15 protein-coding genes are annotated in these 18,155 nt (G+C 55.0%); 7 read left to right on the plus strand and 8 right to left on the minus strand.

The genetic code is table 11. The features are described from left to right. Nucleotides 1-83 precede the first annotated feature (83 nt). The 3 genes from ACT2B1_RS20545 to ACT2B1_RS20555 are packed head-to-tail and all read left to right on the plus strand — an operon-like array spanning nucleotide 84 to nucleotide 4,196. Nucleotides 84-1,664 (plus strand): FMN-binding glutamate synthase family protein, encoded by a 1,581-nt coding sequence (locus tag ACT2B1_RS20545; protein WP_481669075.1) that lies wholly within the window; start codon nucleotides 84-86, stop codon nucleotides 1,662-1,664. A gap of 59 nt (nucleotides 1,665-1,723) precedes the next feature. Continuing rightward, on the plus strand, nucleotides 1,724-2,269 hold the full coding sequence (locus tag ACT2B1_RS20550) for an RNA polymerase sigma factor (protein WP_481669076.1): 546 nt from the start codon (nucleotides 1,724-1,726) through the stop codon (nucleotides 2,267-2,269). Continuing rightward, the gene (locus ACT2B1_RS20555) at nucleotides 2,259-4,196 is read left to right on the plus strand and encodes a vWA domain-containing protein (protein WP_481669077.1); all 1,938 of its coding nucleotides are present in this window, start codon (nucleotides 2,259-2,261) and stop codon (nucleotides 4,194-4,196) included. The genes ACT2B1_RS20550 and ACT2B1_RS20555 overlap by 11 nt, the downstream gene beginning before the upstream one ends. 43 nt (nucleotides 4,197-4,239) lie before the next feature. Here ACT2B1_RS20555 and ACT2B1_RS20560 read toward each other — a convergent pair whose 3' ends face one another. Genes ACT2B1_RS20560 through ACT2B1_RS20575 form a run of 4 tightly spaced genes read right to left on the minus strand, consistent with a single transcriptional unit; the run spans nucleotide 4,240 to nucleotide 8,150 of the window. Beyond that, a complete protein-coding gene (locus ACT2B1_RS20560; RefSeq protein WP_171123408.1) occupies nucleotides 4,240-4,890 on the minus strand; it encodes an ABC-type transport auxiliary lipoprotein family protein in 651 nt (216 codons plus the stop codon). After that, complete coding sequence (locus ACT2B1_RS20565; protein WP_171125162.1) at nucleotides 4,887-6,203, minus strand: MlaD family protein; 1,317 nt, start codon at nucleotides 6,201-6,203, stop codon at nucleotides 4,887-4,889. Before ACT2B1_RS20565 ends, ACT2B1_RS20560 begins: the two co-directional genes overlap by 4 nt. A gap of 5 nt (nucleotides 6,204-6,208) precedes the next feature. Further along, complete coding sequence (locus ACT2B1_RS20570; protein ID WP_171123405.1) at nucleotides 6,209-7,024, minus strand: ABC transporter ATP-binding protein; 816 nt, start codon at nucleotides 7,022-7,024, stop codon at nucleotides 6,209-6,211. A gap of 1 nt (nucleotide 7,025) precedes the next feature. Beyond that, a complete protein-coding gene (locus ACT2B1_RS20575; protein ID WP_481669078.1) occupies nucleotides 7,026-8,150 on the minus strand; it encodes an MlaE family lipid ABC transporter permease subunit in 1,125 nt (374 codons plus the stop codon). Nucleotides 8,151-8,389: 239 nt separating this feature from the next. Here ACT2B1_RS20575 and ACT2B1_RS20580 point away from each other — a divergent pair, with 239 nt between their 5' ends. The 4 genes from ACT2B1_RS20580 to ACT2B1_RS20595 all read left to right on the plus strand — a co-directional run bounded on the left by ACT2B1_RS20580 (nucleotide 8,390) and on the right by ACT2B1_RS20595 (nucleotide 14,296). After that, on the plus strand, nucleotides 8,390-9,922 hold the full coding sequence (locus ACT2B1_RS20580) for a sulfatase-like hydrolase/transferase (protein WP_171125157.1): 1,533 nt from the start codon (nucleotides 8,390-8,392) through the stop codon (nucleotides 9,920-9,922). Nucleotides 9,923-10,033: 111 nt separating this feature from the next. Further along, nucleotides 10,034-11,899: a PAS-domain containing protein gene (locus tag ACT2B1_RS20585; RefSeq protein WP_481669258.1), complete on the plus strand. Its 1,866-nt coding sequence runs from the start codon at nucleotides 10,034-10,036 to the stop codon at nucleotides 11,897-11,899. After that, nucleotides 11,899-12,600, plus strand: coding sequence for a response regulator transcription factor (locus ACT2B1_RS20590; protein ID WP_171125153.1), 702 nt, complete (start codon nucleotides 11,899-11,901; stop codon nucleotides 12,598-12,600). Before ACT2B1_RS20585 ends, ACT2B1_RS20590 begins: the two co-directional genes overlap by 1 nt. A 229-nt stretch (nucleotides 12,601-12,829) precedes the next feature. Further along, nucleotides 12,830-14,296, plus strand: a complete 1,467-nt coding sequence (locus tag ACT2B1_RS20595; protein WP_481669079.1) for a M10 family metallopeptidase C-terminal domain-containing protein — start codon at nucleotides 12,830-12,832, stop codon at nucleotides 14,294-14,296. A 54-nt stretch (nucleotides 14,297-14,350) separates the two neighbouring features. Here ACT2B1_RS20595 and ACT2B1_RS20600 read toward each other — a convergent pair whose 3' ends face one another. The 4 genes from ACT2B1_RS20600 to ACT2B1_RS20615 all read right to left on the minus strand — a co-directional run bounded on the left by ACT2B1_RS20600 (nucleotide 14,351) and on the right by ACT2B1_RS20615 (nucleotide 17,937). Beyond that, nucleotides 14,351-15,364 carry a DUF2955 domain-containing protein gene (locus ACT2B1_RS20600; RefSeq protein WP_481669080.1) on the minus strand — a complete coding sequence of 338 codons (1,014 nt, stop codon included), beginning with the start codon at nucleotides 15,362-15,364 and terminating at the stop codon, nucleotides 14,351-14,353. Continuing rightward, nucleotides 15,354-16,418 (minus strand): HlyD family secretion protein, encoded by a 1,065-nt coding sequence (locus ACT2B1_RS20605; RefSeq protein ID WP_171123361.1) that lies wholly within the window; start codon nucleotides 16,416-16,418, stop codon nucleotides 15,354-15,356. The genes ACT2B1_RS20600 and ACT2B1_RS20605 overlap by 11 nt, the downstream gene beginning before the upstream one ends. Beyond that, nucleotides 16,415-17,494: an AI-2E family transporter gene (locus tag ACT2B1_RS20610; RefSeq protein WP_171125145.1), complete on the minus strand. Its 1,080-nt coding sequence runs from the start codon at nucleotides 17,492-17,494 to the stop codon at nucleotides 16,415-16,417. The genes ACT2B1_RS20605 and ACT2B1_RS20610 overlap by 4 nt, the downstream gene beginning before the upstream one ends. Nucleotides 17,495-17,667: 173 nt before the next feature. Then, on the minus strand, nucleotides 17,668-17,937 hold the full coding sequence (locus tag ACT2B1_RS20615) for a potassium channel family protein (RefSeq protein ID WP_371808189.1): 270 nt from the start codon (nucleotides 17,935-17,937) through the stop codon (nucleotides 17,668-17,670). Between the last annotated feature and the right edge of the window lie 218 nt (nucleotides 17,938-18,155).

Here is an 18,155-nt window from a genome sequence, read left to right on the forward strand (position 1 = left end):
TGTGAAGTGCGGTGTAAACTCTTGCAAGCAAACGTGGATCTGCTCAACGATTGGGTAAGACTATGGCGGTATCGGAGAGCAAGATGATTGTACGCAGACTCTATTACATCCTCAGCTATGTTTGCTTGCCGTTAACTCTGCTCTGGGGTTACTTCTGGCCGCCTGCCTATTGGTTGCTGGTGATACTGGTGCCTTATGCGGTGATCGGGCTTTACGACATGCTGACTACCAAGCACAACGTCCTGAACAATTACCCTGTTCTGGGCCACTTCCGTTACATGTTGGAATTTGTAAGCCCTGAAATCCGCCAGTATTTTGTTGAGACCAATGAAAGCGGTCGACCCTTCAACCGAATTATCCGGGGTCTGGTGTATTCACGGGCGAAAGGTCAGGTCGATACTCAGGCCTTCGGCACCCAATATGACATCATGACCGTCGGTTATCACCGGGCAAATCATTCTCTAGCCCCCAAAGACGTACCGGAAAGCGAAGAGCGCGTTACATTGGGCGGTCCGCAATGCAAACAACCTTATAGTGCGTCCCGCCTGAATGTCTCGGCCATGAGTTTCGGGGCGCTTAGTGCGAATGCAATTCGGGCACTGAATGGCGGTGCCAAGGACGGTGGGTTCGCTCATAACACGGGTGAAGGGGGGTTGTCGCCGCATCACTTGGCCGAAGGTGGAGACATCATCTGGCAGATCGGTACTGGCTATTTTGGGTGCCGGACTCATGAGGGTGCTTTCGACAAAGACAAATTCGCTGAAAAGGCCCGAAATCCCGTTGTCAAAGCGATTGAGATCAAGCTGTCTCAGGGGGCGAAGCCGTCGCACGGCGGCGTATTGCCTGCGGCAAAAGTAGATCAGGAAATCGCTGATATTCGCGGCGTTCCGCTGCATCAGGACGTAATCTCTCCGCCCATTCATTCTGCCTTTGACGGACCGACCGGGCTGTTGGAGTTTGTTCAGCACCTGCGGGACATGTCGGATGGCAAGCCTATCGGGTTCAAGCTATGCATTGGTCGCCCTTCAGAATTCATGGCGATTTGCAAGGCGATGCTGGAAACTGAAATCCTGCCGGATTTTATCACGATTGACGGGTCCGAGGGGGGTACGGGCGCAGCCCCTGTTGAGTTTACCAACAGGTTGGGGATGCCGTTGAACGAAGCGCTGATCTTCGTGAACAACTGCCTGCGCGGCGTCGGATTGCGAGATAAAATACGGATTATCTGCTCGGGCAAAGTGGCCACCGGGTATGATATGGTGGAAAAATTCGCTCTCGGAGCAGACATGTGCAACGCCGCCCGTGCAATGATGTTTGCAGTCGGATGCATTCAGGCCCTGCACTGTAATACCAATCGCTGCCCGTCCGGTGTGGCAACGCAGGATCCGGTGCGGGGGCGTGCGGTGAATGTTCCTCAGAAACGCCAACGCGTGCACAGGTATCATGACGCCACGCTCGAGAGCTTCCGAGAGCTGTTGGGCGCCATGGGCAAAAGCACGGTGTCAGAATTGCGCCCGTCGGACATTCGACGCCGAACCGCAGATGAGCGAGAGCATTCGTATGGGGAACTCTACACATTTCTGGAGGAGGGGGCGCTGCTGACGGAGTCGATCCCTGCCGAGTTCAAGGCTGATTGGGACTTGGCACAGGCATCCCGGTTCTGATTTTTTCAAGAACCGCCAAGGATTGACCTTTGTGATCCGTCTTACCATTCGTGATGCGCATGAGTACTTCGGATGAGGATCTGGCAATGGCCGCCGCCAACGGTGACGCGAACGCGTTTGCCGCCCTGTTAGAGCGCCATTACGACCGGATATTCCGGCTGGCGTTTCGCCTGTCCGGACGCGCCGACCAAGCCGAGGATTTGACGCAGGACATCTGCCTGACACTACCAGCCAAGATCACGGGATTGCGCGGGGATGCGCGATTTACGACTTGGCTCTATCGAGTGGTCGTAAACGCTGCTGAAGACGCGAGGCGAAAGCGTGCCAGCCGTAGCCGCGCTGCAGATGGCTGGGGGGATGTCGAACAGATGCGACGGGCCGAGGCAGCCGAGACCGCAGAGGCCGTCGACTGGTTGCAGCGCGCAATGCGGGCGTTGCCGACGGAGTTACAAGACACTTTGGCGTTAACGCTGGAAGACGAACTGACCCATGCTCAGGCCGCTGATGTGCTGGGTGTCTCTGAAGGCACTGTGTCCTGGCGGATGTCTGAAATCCGAAGACGTCTCCGCGCCATGCGAGATGAGGAGCTGGCCGATGACAGATGATTTGGACCAGCTGATATCCATGATGGATGCGGCCACCCCAACGCCCGACGCCAATCGGCGGGCCGCAAATGTGGCTTTGGCTCAGGAAAACTTCGTGGCAGCCCAAGGAACGGGCGCCACGAAACGTCCCACTGTCAAGCGAGGCCCGTTGGTCCGCCTGTCAGAAGGAGCTAAATTGATGTTGAATGCCCTGTCTCACCGTGGAGTTCTAACGGCGACAACGGCCATCGCCGCTGTCGCATTGGTCGTCATCCTGCCCCAGACGCGGGACACTGTCGTCCAGCCCAGTTTTCGGGTTGAAGACCACCTACCGCAACCTGTCGCCGAATTGGATCGTGAAGAAGTCGCTCCGTCGCAATCACCAGAAGTCTTGTTAGATGAAGCATCCGAACCTGTCGCGACAAGCAAACGACAGGAAACTGCTTTGTCGCAAGCAGACCAGTCGACCATCAGGATCGGTAGGGGTGCGGTGATGGAAGCGCCAGCAATCGTCGCTGTGCCGGCAGAGCGCTCGCTCAGTACCCGGATTGAACAGAACACCGAAGCGTTTTCGAACGGGGAGACAAATCCACTTAAGGTTACGTTGGAAGATCCTGTTTCCACGTTTTCGATCGACGTCGATACGGCCTCCTATTCGATTGTGCGCTCGTCGCTTCTGAATGGTCACCTGCCGCCGCCTGAAGCCGTTCGGGTCGAAGAAATGGTGAATTATTTCCCGTATAGCTATCCTGTGCCCAAAGGGGACGCCCCATTTCGTCCGTCCATTACCGTCAGCCCGACACCTTGGAACGAGGCGACGCAATTGGTTCATATCGGTATCCAAGGGGCATTGCCCGAAATTGCTGATCGTCCCCCTCTGAATTTGGTCTTTCTGATCGACACATCGGGTTCGATGCAGGATCCAAACAAGCTGCCTTTGCTGAAGCAATCGTTCCGTCTGTTGCTGGCGGAATTGCGGCCCGAAGACCAGGTCTCGATCGTCACTTATGCAGGCAGTGCGGGGCAGGTTCTTGAGCCGACCAGCGCAACAAAGAAATCTAAAATTCTGAACGCGTTGGACAGGCTTCAGGCAGGTGGATCAACCGCGGGGCAGGCAGGATTACAGCAGGCTTACCAAGTTGCTGAAACCATGGGTTCAGAGGGCGAGGTTACGCGCGTTCTTTTGGCCACGGATGGCGATTTCAATGTCGGTTTGTCCGATCCCGAAGCACTGAAGGATTTTATTGCCCGCAAGCGCGACAGCGGCACATATCTCAGCGTTTTGGGTTTTGGCAGAGGAAATCTGGATGATGCAACGATGCAGGCATTGGCGCAAAACGGCAACGGGCAGGCGGTTTACATAGATACATTGGGTGAGGCGCGGAAGGTTCTGGTTGATCAGTTGACCGGCGCATTATTCCCGATCGCAAATGACGTGAAAATTCAGGTTGAATTCAACCCCGCGCAAATCGCCGAATACCGCCTGATCGGGTATGAAACCCGCGCTTTGCGGCGTGAGGATTTTTCGAATGACAAGGTAGATGCCGGTGATATTGGCGCAGGCCACAGCGTGACCGCAATCTACGAAGTCACCCCGGTGGGCTCTGACGCGATCCGGAACGGCCAGTTGCGGTATGGCGAGCAAGCTGTTTCCAACGGGTCAGAAGAAATTGGGTTCTTCAAGATGCGCTACAAGGAACCCGGTGCGCAACAAAGCCGTTTGATCGAACAGCCCATTCTTTCTGAGCAGGGAGAGATCACGGACGATGTGCGGTTCTCATACGCAATTGCTGGCTTTGGACAATTGCTGAGGGCTGGGGCGTATCTTGGGGGTTGGACCTTTGATGATGCAATCCGCCTGGCCAATACTGCGCGCGGCGAAGACCCTTTTGGCTACAGAGCCGAAGCCGTTACGCTGATGCGCCTTGCACAATCATTGGGTCGGTGAACTGGGACGGGCGCTGTCGGACAGCGCCCATTTTCGATCGCGTCTAGAACGACCTTGGATTGTTTGCGGCGTGGGTGTGTATCTTACGGATACTCCACTCGACCGCGTCGCGCATGGTCTTGCCCAGGGCGACATCGAAAGCTGTGACCAAGTCTTCAGTTTGATCACTGGCGGCAACGACGTTTTCCTGGAACGAGCTAGATGCGATGATCTTGTCCTCAAACTCATCGATGATCTTGATGTTCATCCGAACCTCGACCCGCACGGTCGAGGAATTGTCGGTCTCGCTTACGACTATACCTTGGAATTCGCGCAGGTCGGGAACAACAACATAGTCTGCTCTTAGGCCAACAGTTGATCTGCCGACGGCGGCCACTTTGCCGCTGTTTTCAAAACTCTCAACCAACAAAGTTTGAACGATCAGCGGCGCGCGATCTACCCATCGGGCCCTAGATAAGTACTGCACCTGCAAGGGGGTGGGCTGAATTGCGATCTGATCCGTGTTGACTGCGGCAGTCGCCGAAGGCTCTTCGACAACGATCTGCCTTTGGACGCGCGGCAGGGACGAGGAAAAGGTGCTTTTTGGTGTCAAAAGATAAAGATCGTTTGGCTTGGATGCCTGCTGAAGCGTGCCCAGCCCGGTGCAACCGGCCAACGAAACGATCGCCAGAGCGGTAAGAAATGACCTGATCATTGGCGAAACTCCGATGCTTGGGTCCCCAGTAAGAAGCGAGCGGGGTCCCGTTCGACCCTGTCCACCAACCGATCCAAGCTGACGACCAAACGCTGAGACTCTTCGATGAAGCGCGTGAATTGGGGCAAGCCAACTCGCAAAAAGTCGGACAGTTGACGCCGGTTGTCCTGCACGATTCCGTCGATAGTTCCTAAAAGTTCCGAGGCGGATTGTGACGCACTTAAGATATCGTCTGAGATTTCGTCCAAACGCTCGGTGACGTTGGTAACGGTCGAAGCCACCTGATTGGCCGCATTTCGGATATCTGCCATCACCTGACCGACATCCTCGTCAATTATGCGATTGGCCGAGTCAAATGCGCGTTCCGCCGAGGTCAGAGTTTTCTGAGCGGTATCCATCGCACCCGTAACGGAGCCCAGTGTTTCGTTCGCGTTGAGGAATGTTTCCGTCGCCGTCGCCAGCGCCACAGAGCCTTCGTTAGAAAGACCGGTCAGATTTTCAGCCAGGGTCGACGCCCGGTCAAGAAACGGTTTGAGGTCCTGTTGAATGACCCGGTCAGCGGACTCGATGGTGTTTTTCGCGCTTTGCAGGGTCTCAGTTGCCGATTCAGACGCGGTTTTCACGCTGTTGAGCGTATCCGTTCCCGTCGTCAGAGTGGTTTCCGCAGTATCGGCGAGTTCATCCAGACGTTTCGAGAATGCCGAAATTTCTTTGGCGGCGCCACCAAGGTCCGAGGAAAGTGATTCAAAGTCTGAAAGTGTCTTGTCCAACTGGCCCGTTGCCTGTGCCACGTTTTCCAGAATATCCGATACGGCCGCGCGGTTTTTCTCATCCACGATCTTGTTGACGTCCTCAAGCAGTGTGATCGCTTTTTCCAGCAGCAGCGGCGCGCCTTCGAACAAGGATTGAATCGCACTTCGCTTGCTTTTGATCAGGCTGTCTTGCGGAAGACGTTCTGCAGTCGGAGAGCCCCCCGTTAGTTCCACGTAACTGACTCCTGTGACTCCCAGCGACTGAAGTTGCGCAATTGTTTCGTTCGTGACAGGGATTTCTGCGTCAATTTCAATGCGGACCCGCACTTTGGATGGGTCTTCTTCATCCAGATCCAACGAGATCACCTGACCCACGGGAAGACCATTGAAACTGACCCCGCCGGCCGCCGACAGGCCCGATACGTTGTCGAATAGCACGTCGTAGTAGGCGTATTGGCGCGACACTTCGAATTTTGCCAGCCACAGGAAGAACCCAAACGCTCCGAGAATACCCGCAAGGGTAAATGCGCCGATCAGGATATAGTTCGCTCGGGTTTCCATAACGTCTACCTGTCTTGCCCCTTCTCTTGCGCAGCACGCGCGCGGGGGCCCGTAAAGTATTCCTGAACCCAAGGATGATCGACTTTGGTCATTTCTTCAATCGGGCCTTCAACAAGCACGCGTTTTTCTGCAAGAACTGCGACGCGATCGCAAATGGCATAGAGGCTGTCCAGATCATGTGTGACCATAAAGACCGTTAAGCCGAGAGCGTGTTGCAATTCGCCGATCAACTCGTCATAGGCCGCGGCACCAATCGGATCCAGACCGGCTGTCGGTTCATCAAGAAAAACGATTTCCGGGTCCAGCGCGAGCGCCCGCGCAAGTGCAGCGCGTTTACGCATCCCCCCCGACAGTTCGGACGGAAATTTGCCGCAGCTCAATTGCGGCAGCCCTACCAGACTGATTTTTAGCCCACCAAGCGCGGTCATCAGGCTTTCGCTCAGCCCTGTATGTTCTCGCATCGGGGCCATCACGTTTTGAAGGACAGTCAGCGACGAAAAGAGCGCGCCGTCCTGAAACGCCACCCCCCAACGTTGTTCGATACGCTGTCGTTCCTGTTCGGGGCCGTTCAAAACGTCGACCCCCAGCACGTCGATGCTGCCGGCTGCCGGTTTGTTCAGCCCGACGATTGTACGCAACAGAACCGATTTGCCCGTGCCAGAGCCTCCGACGATGCCCAGAACCTCGCCGCGCCAGACATCTAGGTTTAGATCCTGATGTACAACTTGCGGGCCGAATTGATTGGTCAGATTGCGAACGCGAATTACGGCCTCGCGTTTTGTGTCGGTCTTTGCGGTATTCTCAAGGGGTGTCCCGTCCATTTCAGACCCCCATGACAGAGAAAAAGATTGAAAACAGGGCGTCCAGCGCAATGACCATGAAGATGGATTGAACGACCGAAGCGGTCGTGCGCTGCCCAACGCTCTGGGCCGAGCCTTTGACCTGCATTGCCTGCCAACAGGCGACGACTCCGATGACCAGTGCAAAGAATGGCGCTTTGATCATCCCAATGGCAAAGTGCCAGATGCCGGTGTTCTCCTTCAGCCGGGTCGCAAACATGCCCGGGCTGACATCAAGGTCGATCCAGCTCATCAACCCTCCGCCAAACAGGGCGGCCATGTCAGCTATGAAGCCCAGGATCGGCAGCATGATCAGCAGGGCGACAACGCGAGGGATCACCAGTACTTCGATGGGATCCAACCCCAAGGTTCGCATCGCGTCAATCTCTTCCTGCACTTTCATCGAACCTATCGAGGCCGTGAATGCCGATCCAGACCGACCCGCCACAATAATGGCCGTCAGCAGAATGCCCAATTCCCGCAGGACTGAAATTGAGATCAGTTCGACGACAAAAATTTCGGCGCCAAACTGCTTGAGTTGCGTTGCGCCTTGAAAAGCCAGAACAACGCCGATCAGAAAACCCATCAAGGCCACAATCGGGATCGCCTTGAATCCGACCTCCTCCATCTGCGACACCAATGCGGCACGGCGCAGCCGGCGCGGCATCAGGACAGTTCTGAACAGCCGATGTAAGGTCAGGCCCAGAAACCCCAGAATCGACAGGCTGTCGTTCCAGCCTCCAACAGTGCGTTTGCCGATACTCGCAACCCAGTCGGCAAAGGTGCGATGATGTGCTGCGGCACCCGGTTCGTCGGGGATGTTTTTGGAAACCGTGTCAATCAGGTCGGAATATGCAGGTGTCACACCCTGAAACTGAACATCTGCCCCCGTTGCCTGAACACGGCGCGCAAGGTCGGCGACAAGCCAGGCGCCGCCGGTGTCCAGGGCCTGCACATTCGTTAAATCCAGTACGACCGAGGTCCCGTCAGGTTTGAAAGAAGAAAAAGCGTTTTCAACGCTGCTGAGTGACTGCGTCACCAATTCACCTGATACCTTGAGGTAAACGCCGTCGGCGTTCCAGTCAGATTGAATCGCTGGTTGTGTCATGGGCGTATGTGATGTGAAACCGCGTTGCGCTGCAATGCATTTTTGCAGGCCATCCGGGGAATGTGGCTTAACAACAGCGCGTTCGCGTCGGTTCCTTTGGCCTTGTTTGTCAGGGCCATGAACTTGCTTAGGGCCGGGCAAGGGGCGTTTGGATCTCCGCGCGACAATCTTGTTGCCCGCGACCGCGAACCAAGACAGAGTTTGCCCGGACCCACGTCTACGGAATCATGGAGAATGGAATGCGGCGCGCGGGAAATGTCCTGTTCATCATCATAGATCAATTGCGGGCCGATTGTCTGAACGGAGCGTTGGCCGCGCATGTCGACTTGCCGAACCTGCGGGAGTTCATGACGGATGCCGTTACATTTGACCGCCATTATTCCGTGACGAATCCGTGCGGACCGTCCAGAGCGTCGATTTTGACAGGCCAATACGCGATGAACCATCGTTCAGTGCGCAATGGAACGCCTTTGCGGCATGACACACCAAACATTGCCACCGAGGTGCGAAAGGCTGGGTACGTGCCGTTGCTGTTCGGCTATACCGACACTACGGCAGACCCAAGGGTTCACGACCCCAATGACCCGATCTTGCGATCCTATGAAAACCCGATGTCCGGGTTCGAAGAAGTTGTCGAAATGCGGTTGGAGGAATCTTACCCTTGGCGATCCCATCTTTTGCAAAAGGGTTATGAATTCGACGATTACTGGGACGTCCATAAACCCGTAGCCCCAGACGCAAGCAAAGCTCGCCTTAATGACCCAGCCATGTACGCGGCGCAAGACAGTGATACCGCGTTCCTGACAGACGTATTCCTGAACAGCATGGCGTCGCGCGTAGGTGAGGGTTGGTTCGCACACTTGACCTATATCCGACCACATCCGCCGCTGGTGGCCCCCGCGCCTTATAACAACATGTATGATCCGACGGCTTTGCCCCGGCCTGTTGGCTTTGCCGACGCAGACAGCGAGCGTGCTTTGCATCCTTTCTTTGGGCCGACGATGGCCAAACAAACTCCTGCCGATTTTGTTTTGGGTTTCGACCAGGTCGACCCGACACCCGAGAACATCCAGACGCTAAGAGCCGTGTACCTGGGGCTGGCCACCGAGGTAGATCATCACGTGGGTCGTGTTCTCCGGTTTCTCAAGGACAGCGGCCAGTACGACGACACTTTGGTAGTCATCACCGCCGATCACGGTGAGATGCTGGGGGACCGACATAGTTGGGGCAAAATGACTGTCTATGATGCGGCCTACCACACGCCTCTGATGATCCGCTTACCTGGAAATCAGGCTCGGGCAGGCGCGGTTGTATCAGAACCAACCGAGTCCATAGATATCACCCCAACCATTCTGGAATGGGTTGGACAAACGATCCCAAACTCGATGGACGGGCGATCCCTTATGCCGGTCCTGCACGGGCAGGTCCCGGATGATTGGCGCAGCTATACGTTCAGCGAATTGGATTTTTCCCAACCAGAAAGACCAACCATCTGGCAGAGAGAACTGGGAACCGGCCACAGCGACTCATGCCTTGGAATACTGCGCGACGCCCGGTTTACACTGGTTGAATTCGCCGCGGACGTGGCGCCCATGCTGTTTGATCACGCTGCTCAGGGAGAGATGGAGAACGTCGCTGAAAAGCCAGAATACGGGACTGAACTTGCACGCCTGACGCGCCTTATGTTGCGCCATCGGATGCGAAATATGGACCATACTTTGTCCCTTCACTCGATCACGCCAGATGGGCCTATGTCGAAAGACCGGTTTTGAAGTTCACCCAACCTGTCACGCCGAACCCCCCTACACCTGCGATAATTCCGGTGTTACGCATGAGGGGTGCGGAGGGCGGATTTGAACATTACTGAAGAACAGATCAAGACTATGACAACCGCGGGCCTTAACCTGATTGGGCAGGGTTTGTCTATATATGACAATCAGTTACGGCTGGTTGTCAGCAATCGCCCGTTCCAGGCCATGTTTAACCTGCCTGATCACCTTGTCGAACCCGGTTCGCTGTTTCGCGATACAATCCAATACCTTGCTGAAAACGGCGAGTATGGAGATGACGCCAGTGTCGTGGAAATTGTCGAAACGCGCGTCGCTCAGGCCCTGACATTCGAGCCGCATTACCTGGAGCGGGTACGTTCTAACGGTCAGGTTATTTCCGTTGAAGGCGCCCCATTGCCAAATGGCGGCTGGGTGGCCGTTTATACAGACATAACCAATACTAAACAGGCTGAGGCATTGCTGCGTTCTCGATCGGTTGAGCTGTCCAGTCAGCTTCTGGACCGCGCTGAAGAGCTGTCCGCAACCAATCGAAAACTGGCGGCGACAAACGCAGCTTTGGAAGAGGCCAAGCGTCAGTTGACCGAGATCGAAGCCCGCACGCGCATGACGACCGAGATGATGCCAGCTCATATCGCGCATTTGGATGCCGAGGGGCGGTACGATTATTCCAACCGACGGCTTAATTCCGTCATGCCCGGACGCCCATCCGAGATTTTGGGAATGCATATCGAACGGGCATTGGGCGCGGCCTCTTACGCGCGTGTCCAGCCGCACCTGAAAAAAGCCTATGAGGGTGAAACCTCGGTTTTTGAATTCACCGAAGATCAGGGATCCAGACGTATCCGCGTGTCCTTTACGCCAGACAGTGTGGGCGGCGTCTATGTCATGTCAGTCGACATTACCGAAGAGACACAGGCGCGGGTTGCTCTGCAGCAGACACGCAGACGGGCCATGGCGGCACAAATGACAAGCGGGCTGGCGCATGACTTTTCCAACCTGTTGACAATCATCCTTGGCATGCAATCCCGGTTGGACAAGATGGATCTGCCGGAACCTGCGCGCGAATTGGTGGCAGCGACACAACAGACTGCCCGGCGGGGTGGGCAACTGCTCAACCGTATCGCCGATATGACGGGTAGCCGGACACCTCAGCCAAAGGCGACCGATATGCGTGGTTTGCTGGAAGACCTGCGCATTCTGGCGTCACCCTCTTTGCCGCGAGGGGTCGGTTTGTCGGTGGTAAACACTCTTCCGGACGAAGCTTTGATGCTGGATCCCGGAATGCTGCAGGATGCGCTACTGAATCTTGTTCTCAATGCTAGAGATGCGTGTGGCGAAACGGGTCAGATTACGATCAGCGCCCATACAGTGGGTTCGATTTGGGTCGAAGTCACAGTGTCGGACACTGGTCCGGGGTTCTCTGCCGATGCCTTGAAGAAAGCATTGAACCCGTTTTTTACCACCAAGGGCAGCGAAGGGTCAGGTCTGGGTTTGCCGATGGTGTATGACACGGTGAAACTGGCCGGTGGTGATCTGAACTTGCGCAATACTCCGTCGGGGGCTTCGGTTGTTTTGCGATTGCCCTATCGACCGGCGCCACCTGTTCAGGAAGGTATGGTTCTTTTGGTCGAAGACAGTGACGACCTGCGCAGTCAGTTCCGTGACATGCTGGTTGATCTTGGTTTTTCGGTGATCGAGGCGACATCGGTGGATGAAGCTCTGGCGCTTGCGTCAGATATCGAGGATATCGTGCTGGTGCTTTCTGATATCCGTCTTGAAGGGGAAGGCACCGGGTTGGATTTGCTGGATCGGTTAAAGGCCAAGTTGCCATGTATCCTGATGACGTCCTTACCTTACTCCGACCCCTTGCATCGAAAGGCGCTGACGCTTGCGCCGGTTCTGCGTAAACCCTTTACGAGGGCTCAATTGTCCGCCCTGATCCGCGCGGAGGCTGCGTGATGACTCAACCTTTGGTAACCATCGTCGATGACGAACCTGAAATCCGCCGGATTTTAACTGATGCGCTCGAAGATGCGGGGTTCAAGACACAAAGTTTTTCACGGGCCCGCGAATTTGAGGCATCGCTGAAGCGTGTCACGCCGGATGTCTGTCTTGTGGATTTGTCCTTGCCCGATACCGATGGCCTTGCGTTGGTTCACAGGCTTGCGCTGGAACAGGGTGCGGCGGTGATAATCATTTCCGGCCGGGCGCAAGTGCAGGACCGAGTAACAGGGCTGGAGCTTGGCGCGGATGACTATATCACCAAGCCCTTTGATCCGGCAGAAGTCGTTGCACGCGTCCGGGCAAGGCTGCGGTCGCCACGGTCCCAAATCACACAGTCGGACGCAGCACGGTTTAACGGATGGACGGCTTATTTCGACCGCTACATCCTTGAGAATAAGGCCGGGCAAGAGACACCGTTCAGTCACGCCGAGGGTGAGGTTTTGCGGCTGTTTCTGGAAAGCCCAAAAAGGCTGATAAGCCGCGCCCAAATGCAAGAAGCGTTAGGCGGAGCGGCGGGTGAAAGTTTTGACAGGGCGATGGATGTTAGAATTTCCCGTTTGCGTACAAAGTTGGGTGAAGACCCAAAAAACCCTCGCCTGATCAAAACAATCTATGGTGCCGGCTACATATTCCTTGGGGATGTGGATTGGCTGTAGCGCGGCGGGCGATGGTCTTGAAACTCGCAGAAAGACCAATCGTCTTGCTGAGCCTCCCCCACTGAACTGGTCCACCGTTATGTTTAGGAAACGGAGGACCACGAATGGCAAACAAGAGACCAAAGCCCGAAGAGATTGTCTCGAAGTTACGGCAGGTTGAAGTTCTGATGGGGCAAATCACGTTGTCGTCGCGTCCGATTCAACCTCAAGTTCCGTAAAGACATTTAGCGTGGATGACACGACCGGTGGTCTCAGTGCAGTCGACAATAGCGAGGTCTTGGCGACACTGGGAATTGCAGTACCGACTAAGATCGAGGTCGTTCAGGCCTATAACCAGTCCTGGGTGATCGTGGCTGGGTCGGAGAGCAACTCGCTGAGTGTGATGAAGCTGACCAGCGATGGACGCCTAGACCCTACAGACCATGTCTTGGATTCCCGGCACACGCGGTTCGAAACTGTTCAGGACATTTCCGTTGTCAATTTAGATGGGCACGTGTTTGTCGTGGCAGGGGGTGGGGATGACGGGGTCTCGTTATTCACCCTGATTCCGAACGGGCAATTGGTCTATCTGGACAGCTTTGCGGATACGGTAGAAAGCGGTCTGCAAAATATCGAAGCGTTGAGTCTTGCGCATGTCGGGGATGAGTTGCAGGTGCTTGTCTCTTCGCAACAGGATGCTGGGTTAACACAACTGTCCGTTGATCTGCCGGATTTGGGTGCGGTGCGCAAAGGGTTCGGAACCGTCCATGGCACAGCCGGGGCGGACAAGCTGAGCGGCGGCATTCTGGACACAGAATTGTTGGGGGGCGCGGGAGACGACATTCTGATAGCTGGCACGGGATCGACGACCATGACCGGCGGGTCAGGCGCGGATATCTTTGTCATGCAATTCGGAAGCGATCCCACGACAATTACCGATTTTCAGGTTGGTCTCGACCGTCTTGATATGTACGATTTCCCGCTTCTCCGAACTCCGGGACAACTGACGTTCACTTCTACGCATCATGGCGCCAGGATCGGTTACCTTAACGAAAAGGTCGAGTTGATCTCTGCGTCGGGGGGCGGATTGTCAGCGGATCAAGTCTTTGGTGCGGGCTTTGGCGGGCCTGACCACATACCAGTCGATTTCGGAGATTTCGGCGGTCTAGACCCCGGAAGCTCGGACGGTGTTCTGGGGCCCGTCACCATTAATTCCCAAACCGAAAACCCCGCATTGGGACAGGCTGAAGTCAGGTTTTCTCTGGATGGCGGCGGCACGGTCAGTGTGCGCACGGATGAGGATGGACGGTTTGATTTGGGTTTGCCGCCTGGAGTGTTCTCGGGCGATTTGGATATCGTAAAGACCTATTCCACGGCGAGTTCAGATATTGATGCGTTGGACGCATTGCAGGTCTTGCGAATGTCCGTCGGGTTGAACCCGACATGGGGAGCTCCAGCACCGGAAAACATCATTGCTGCCGACATAACACGGGATGGAACAGTCAATGCGCTAGATGCCCTGGCCATTTTGCAAACAGCCGTTGGTCAAACGTCCCAGCACAAGCCTCAATGGGTGTTTCTGGATGATGACGCGGACCTTTCGGGTATTACCAGATCGAATGTCGACTACGAGACAGGCGTGGGTGTCACGATTGATGGCGGCGGTTTCGTGACGGATATGACATCTATATTGCTTGGTAATCTGGAGCCTGTTTAAACCGTCGTAACGCTAAGGCACGTTAAAATGCTGCCCCGATATCGTGCAGCCGTTCTAACCAAGCGCGTTGCGCTGTTTTCGTTCGGGCCAGAATTCATCCACCACCACATACGCTGTGATAACAAAGAATGCGGCACTTGCGACCTGCAGCACGCGCGTGATGCTTTTGACATCCGCTTCATCCGAAAATGGGGCGACTGATCCACCGTAGACGATCAAAGCAGTTGTGATCGCCGATCCTGCTGCTGCCGCCAATGGAGTTTGCGATTTTCCAAGAGCCCCAAGAACAATGCAGAAGAAAAAGCACAGCAGTACGGGTGTCAGAATAACAGGCGCGACGACGTTGATTTCATAGCAGATGATTGAAACTGCCGCGCCCAGCAAGTTCGCGGTCAGCATCGCCTTGGCAACGGTTTTCCCGGCCGCAGGCATCGCTGCAAGCTGTTGGCTGAGAAGCGCGACAAAGAACAGAACAAGCAGCGCTGACGCTCCGTAAAGGAAGAAAGCAATCGCAAACGGCACTGTCACCAGAGACATTCTGAAAATGCGCCGGTTTGGATCAAAATCCTGATCAGCAACAGCTTTCTTTTGCGCCTCGGCGGGTGGGGCGGCTGGGATAAGTACGAACATCAGAGTGGATACAAAACCCGCAAAGAACAGGTTCATAGGAATCCAGAACACCAATACCAGCGCCAGATCCTGCGATTGAAGAACAAGATTTGGGATCATCAACGCTCCCATTAGCGCGATGACACCCGGCAATACCCCGGCCCCGGAAACAGACCACGTAAAGGACAGTATGATTCCGATCGCCATTAAGACCAAGAAAACAACCGGATAAGGCGCAAAGACTGACGACAGCGAAAACGAGATGAACATCAGTCCAATGGAAAACACGAAGAGCTTCCCAAACGCGGCCAATGGCAAAGCTGCGGGTGCTTGCAGGAACAGAGCTGTGAACACCGCGCCGACAACCGCCAGCGGCCATCCAAGAAATAAACCTAGGGCGAAAACGCCCGTTACCCCAAGCGCCAGACGGAGTACTGCGTGTTTGTCTTCAATACGCATAAGACAGGATCGAAACCAAGCGGATATAAGTACGACCCACCAAGTTCAGAGGCGCATTGTCGCTGAGGTACATGATCACATCCGCTTGCCCGTTGAGCTGGAACCGAAGGTCATCTTCGGCGTTTCCGGCCTCATAGCCCGGCAACACGATCCGAACCGGGAACCGTTCGGGTTCGCGCAGGAATCCCTTGGTACTGGGTGGGCTAGCAAGCTGGCCGGGTTCATCAGCGCCGCTTAGGGAAACAGCCGCGCTAAAGCTTTCGACCTTGCCTGACACGATCTGACCGGGATGCATGTCCAGAACAACCTCGACAGGAGAACCGACAACGGCGCGGCCAAGGTTGTTTTCGGTGAAATAGGCTTCGATCCAGACATCGGTTGCATCAAGGAACGTCAAAAGATCCTGACCCGAGCGGGCATATGTCCCGGGGGCAATAAGCAAGTTCGAAATCACGCCCGTTGCAGGTGCGCGCAATTCTGTCCATTCCAGATTCAGCTCTGCATCGGCCAAAGCAGCAAGTGCACGTTGAATTTTAGGGTTCTCCAGCCCCTCATCCCCAAGGCGTTGCTTTGCTTTTTCCAGATCAGCCTTGGCATTTTCCAGATTGGCTTCGGATTCGGCCAATTGCCCGCGCGCATCGTCGGCGCGCGAGACAGCAATCAGCCCTTTCTTTTCCAAGGCAAAGACGCGCTCGGTCTGAATGCGCATCGTATCAAGGTCGCTCTGGGCCCGCGCCAATTTTGCCTGTGCCGCGCTGACTTCAGCCGACGATGCGCCCACTTCCTGAGTGGCCGCTTCCAGATCGGCTTCGGCCTTGGCCCGTTCGATTTCATACGGCCTGCGATCAATGCGTACCAGAACGTCCCCGGCTGAAACGACCTGACCGTTTTCCACCAGAACCTCGGTCACCGTTCCGGTGACCTGAGGAACAATCTGGGTTGCAACGGCCTTGACCCTGGCATTGCCGGTAAACGGAGTTTGGCGATCAGCGACCAGATACCAGACCAGAAACAGAAGAATAACCGCAAGCGTTGTCCAAATCGTTTTCCTCATTCCGCCGCACCTTCGGTCGAATCCGAGGTTCCTGGCGACGCATCGATCCAGACCTTGAACAGTTCATAGAAAACCGCAAACAGGACGGGCCCCATGAAAATTCCGATCAAGCCATAAGCCATCATGCCACCCAGAACGCCGATCAAAATAACCAGCATCGGGGTTTCCAACCCCTTCGAGATAAAGACCGGGCGAAGGAAACTGTCCATGATACTGACCGGAATGGCGAGAACGGTGAAGATCAATGCAGCGCCGCCTGACATGGAACTCCAAGCGTAAATGATCACGGGCAGTAGAACCAGGCCCGGGCCGATCTGAATGATCGACAGGATAAGGCTCACGAAGGCCAGAGTTGCCGCCGAAGAAATCCCGAAGACAGCCAAAAGTACCCACACAACAATCGCCTGAATCGCGGCGACTCCGATAACTCCTTTGGTGACATTTCGGATCGTTGCCCCCGCCAGGGTGACAAACTCACCACCACGTGGGGCAAAGACACGGTTGGCGAACCGTTGAAGCCCCTCAACCATTTGCGGCCCCGGCTTGAATAGCGCCCCCATGATGATGACTGAAAGTGCAAGTCCCAGAAGGCCAATGCCGATACCCAGAACCTTTCCAAACAGGGACTTTGTGACTTCAAGGATTTGAGCACCGTATTTGGCAAGTGCGCCATCCAGGTTTCGCTCAAACATGGTCCAGACTTCGCCAAGCTTGTTTCCGATCAAGGGCAATTCCTTGATGCCTTCGGGAGCAGGTGGAATTTTAAGTTCTCCGCGGTCTGCTTGTTCAGCGAAGTCGGAGCCAAGTTCAGCCGCCCCTGAAACGGCGGTGGCGACAGGCCCCAGGGTCAACAACAGACCCAACAGAACCAAGATTGTAGCCGCTAGCGACTTTCTTCCGCCCAATTTGCCTTGGAGCCAGTCGAAAACAGGATAGAGCGCAACGCACAGAATTGCCGCCCAGATCACAACGCTTGCAAGCGGGGCTACCATTATCAGCGCGCTATATAGAAACAGTCCTAAGAACAGCAGGCGAATTGCCAGATCGACGATCTTGGCGTCTTGAGTCTTTTCCATTCCATCCCTCCCAAATATTTTTTTATCTGAATATTAGCCTCAAAAAATTGGATATGTACACTTTTTTAGTTCTGGAGGTGCTGTATCGGCTTGATTGAAAACTCAAAAATTCGGGTCGCGAGTGGCGCCCGGGCTGAGATTGCGTTGAGTTCAATGAAGAGGATTCCGGCTGTCTACCCGTCTTTTTCGTCGTCGTCCTGTGAAAGAATTGTGTCTGCCACTGTGGTCGCTGCGGTAACGAATACACCCAAGCCGACGATGATATACGCCATCGTGAATATTTTTCCGGCGGCTGTTTCCGGCGAAAAATCCCCAAACCCAACGGTCGAGATGGTCACGACCGAGAAGTAGATGGAATCAAGCCAGCTCCAGCCTTCGACGAAGTGATAAAAAACCGAAGCCCAAAGGATCATGCCAACCGTGAAGGCCAATATACCCTTCACTCTGCCATCTTTGAATGCGACGCCAATTCCCCGAGTTATTCTGGTAAGTGAGTTCATTGTGCCCTCGTTATGTGTTTTGTGCCGGCATAGTAATCAGATTTTTGAATATTTCAAAAAGTCCCTATTTGCTGCTGTTTCGCGGGTTTCTTCATTGCCTAGGCCCAATCTCCTTTCCCGATCACCCAACAAGGGCGCGCGATTTCGTCAAAGTTTCATAT

This window comes from Ruegeria sp. S263 (assembly GCF_056780525.1).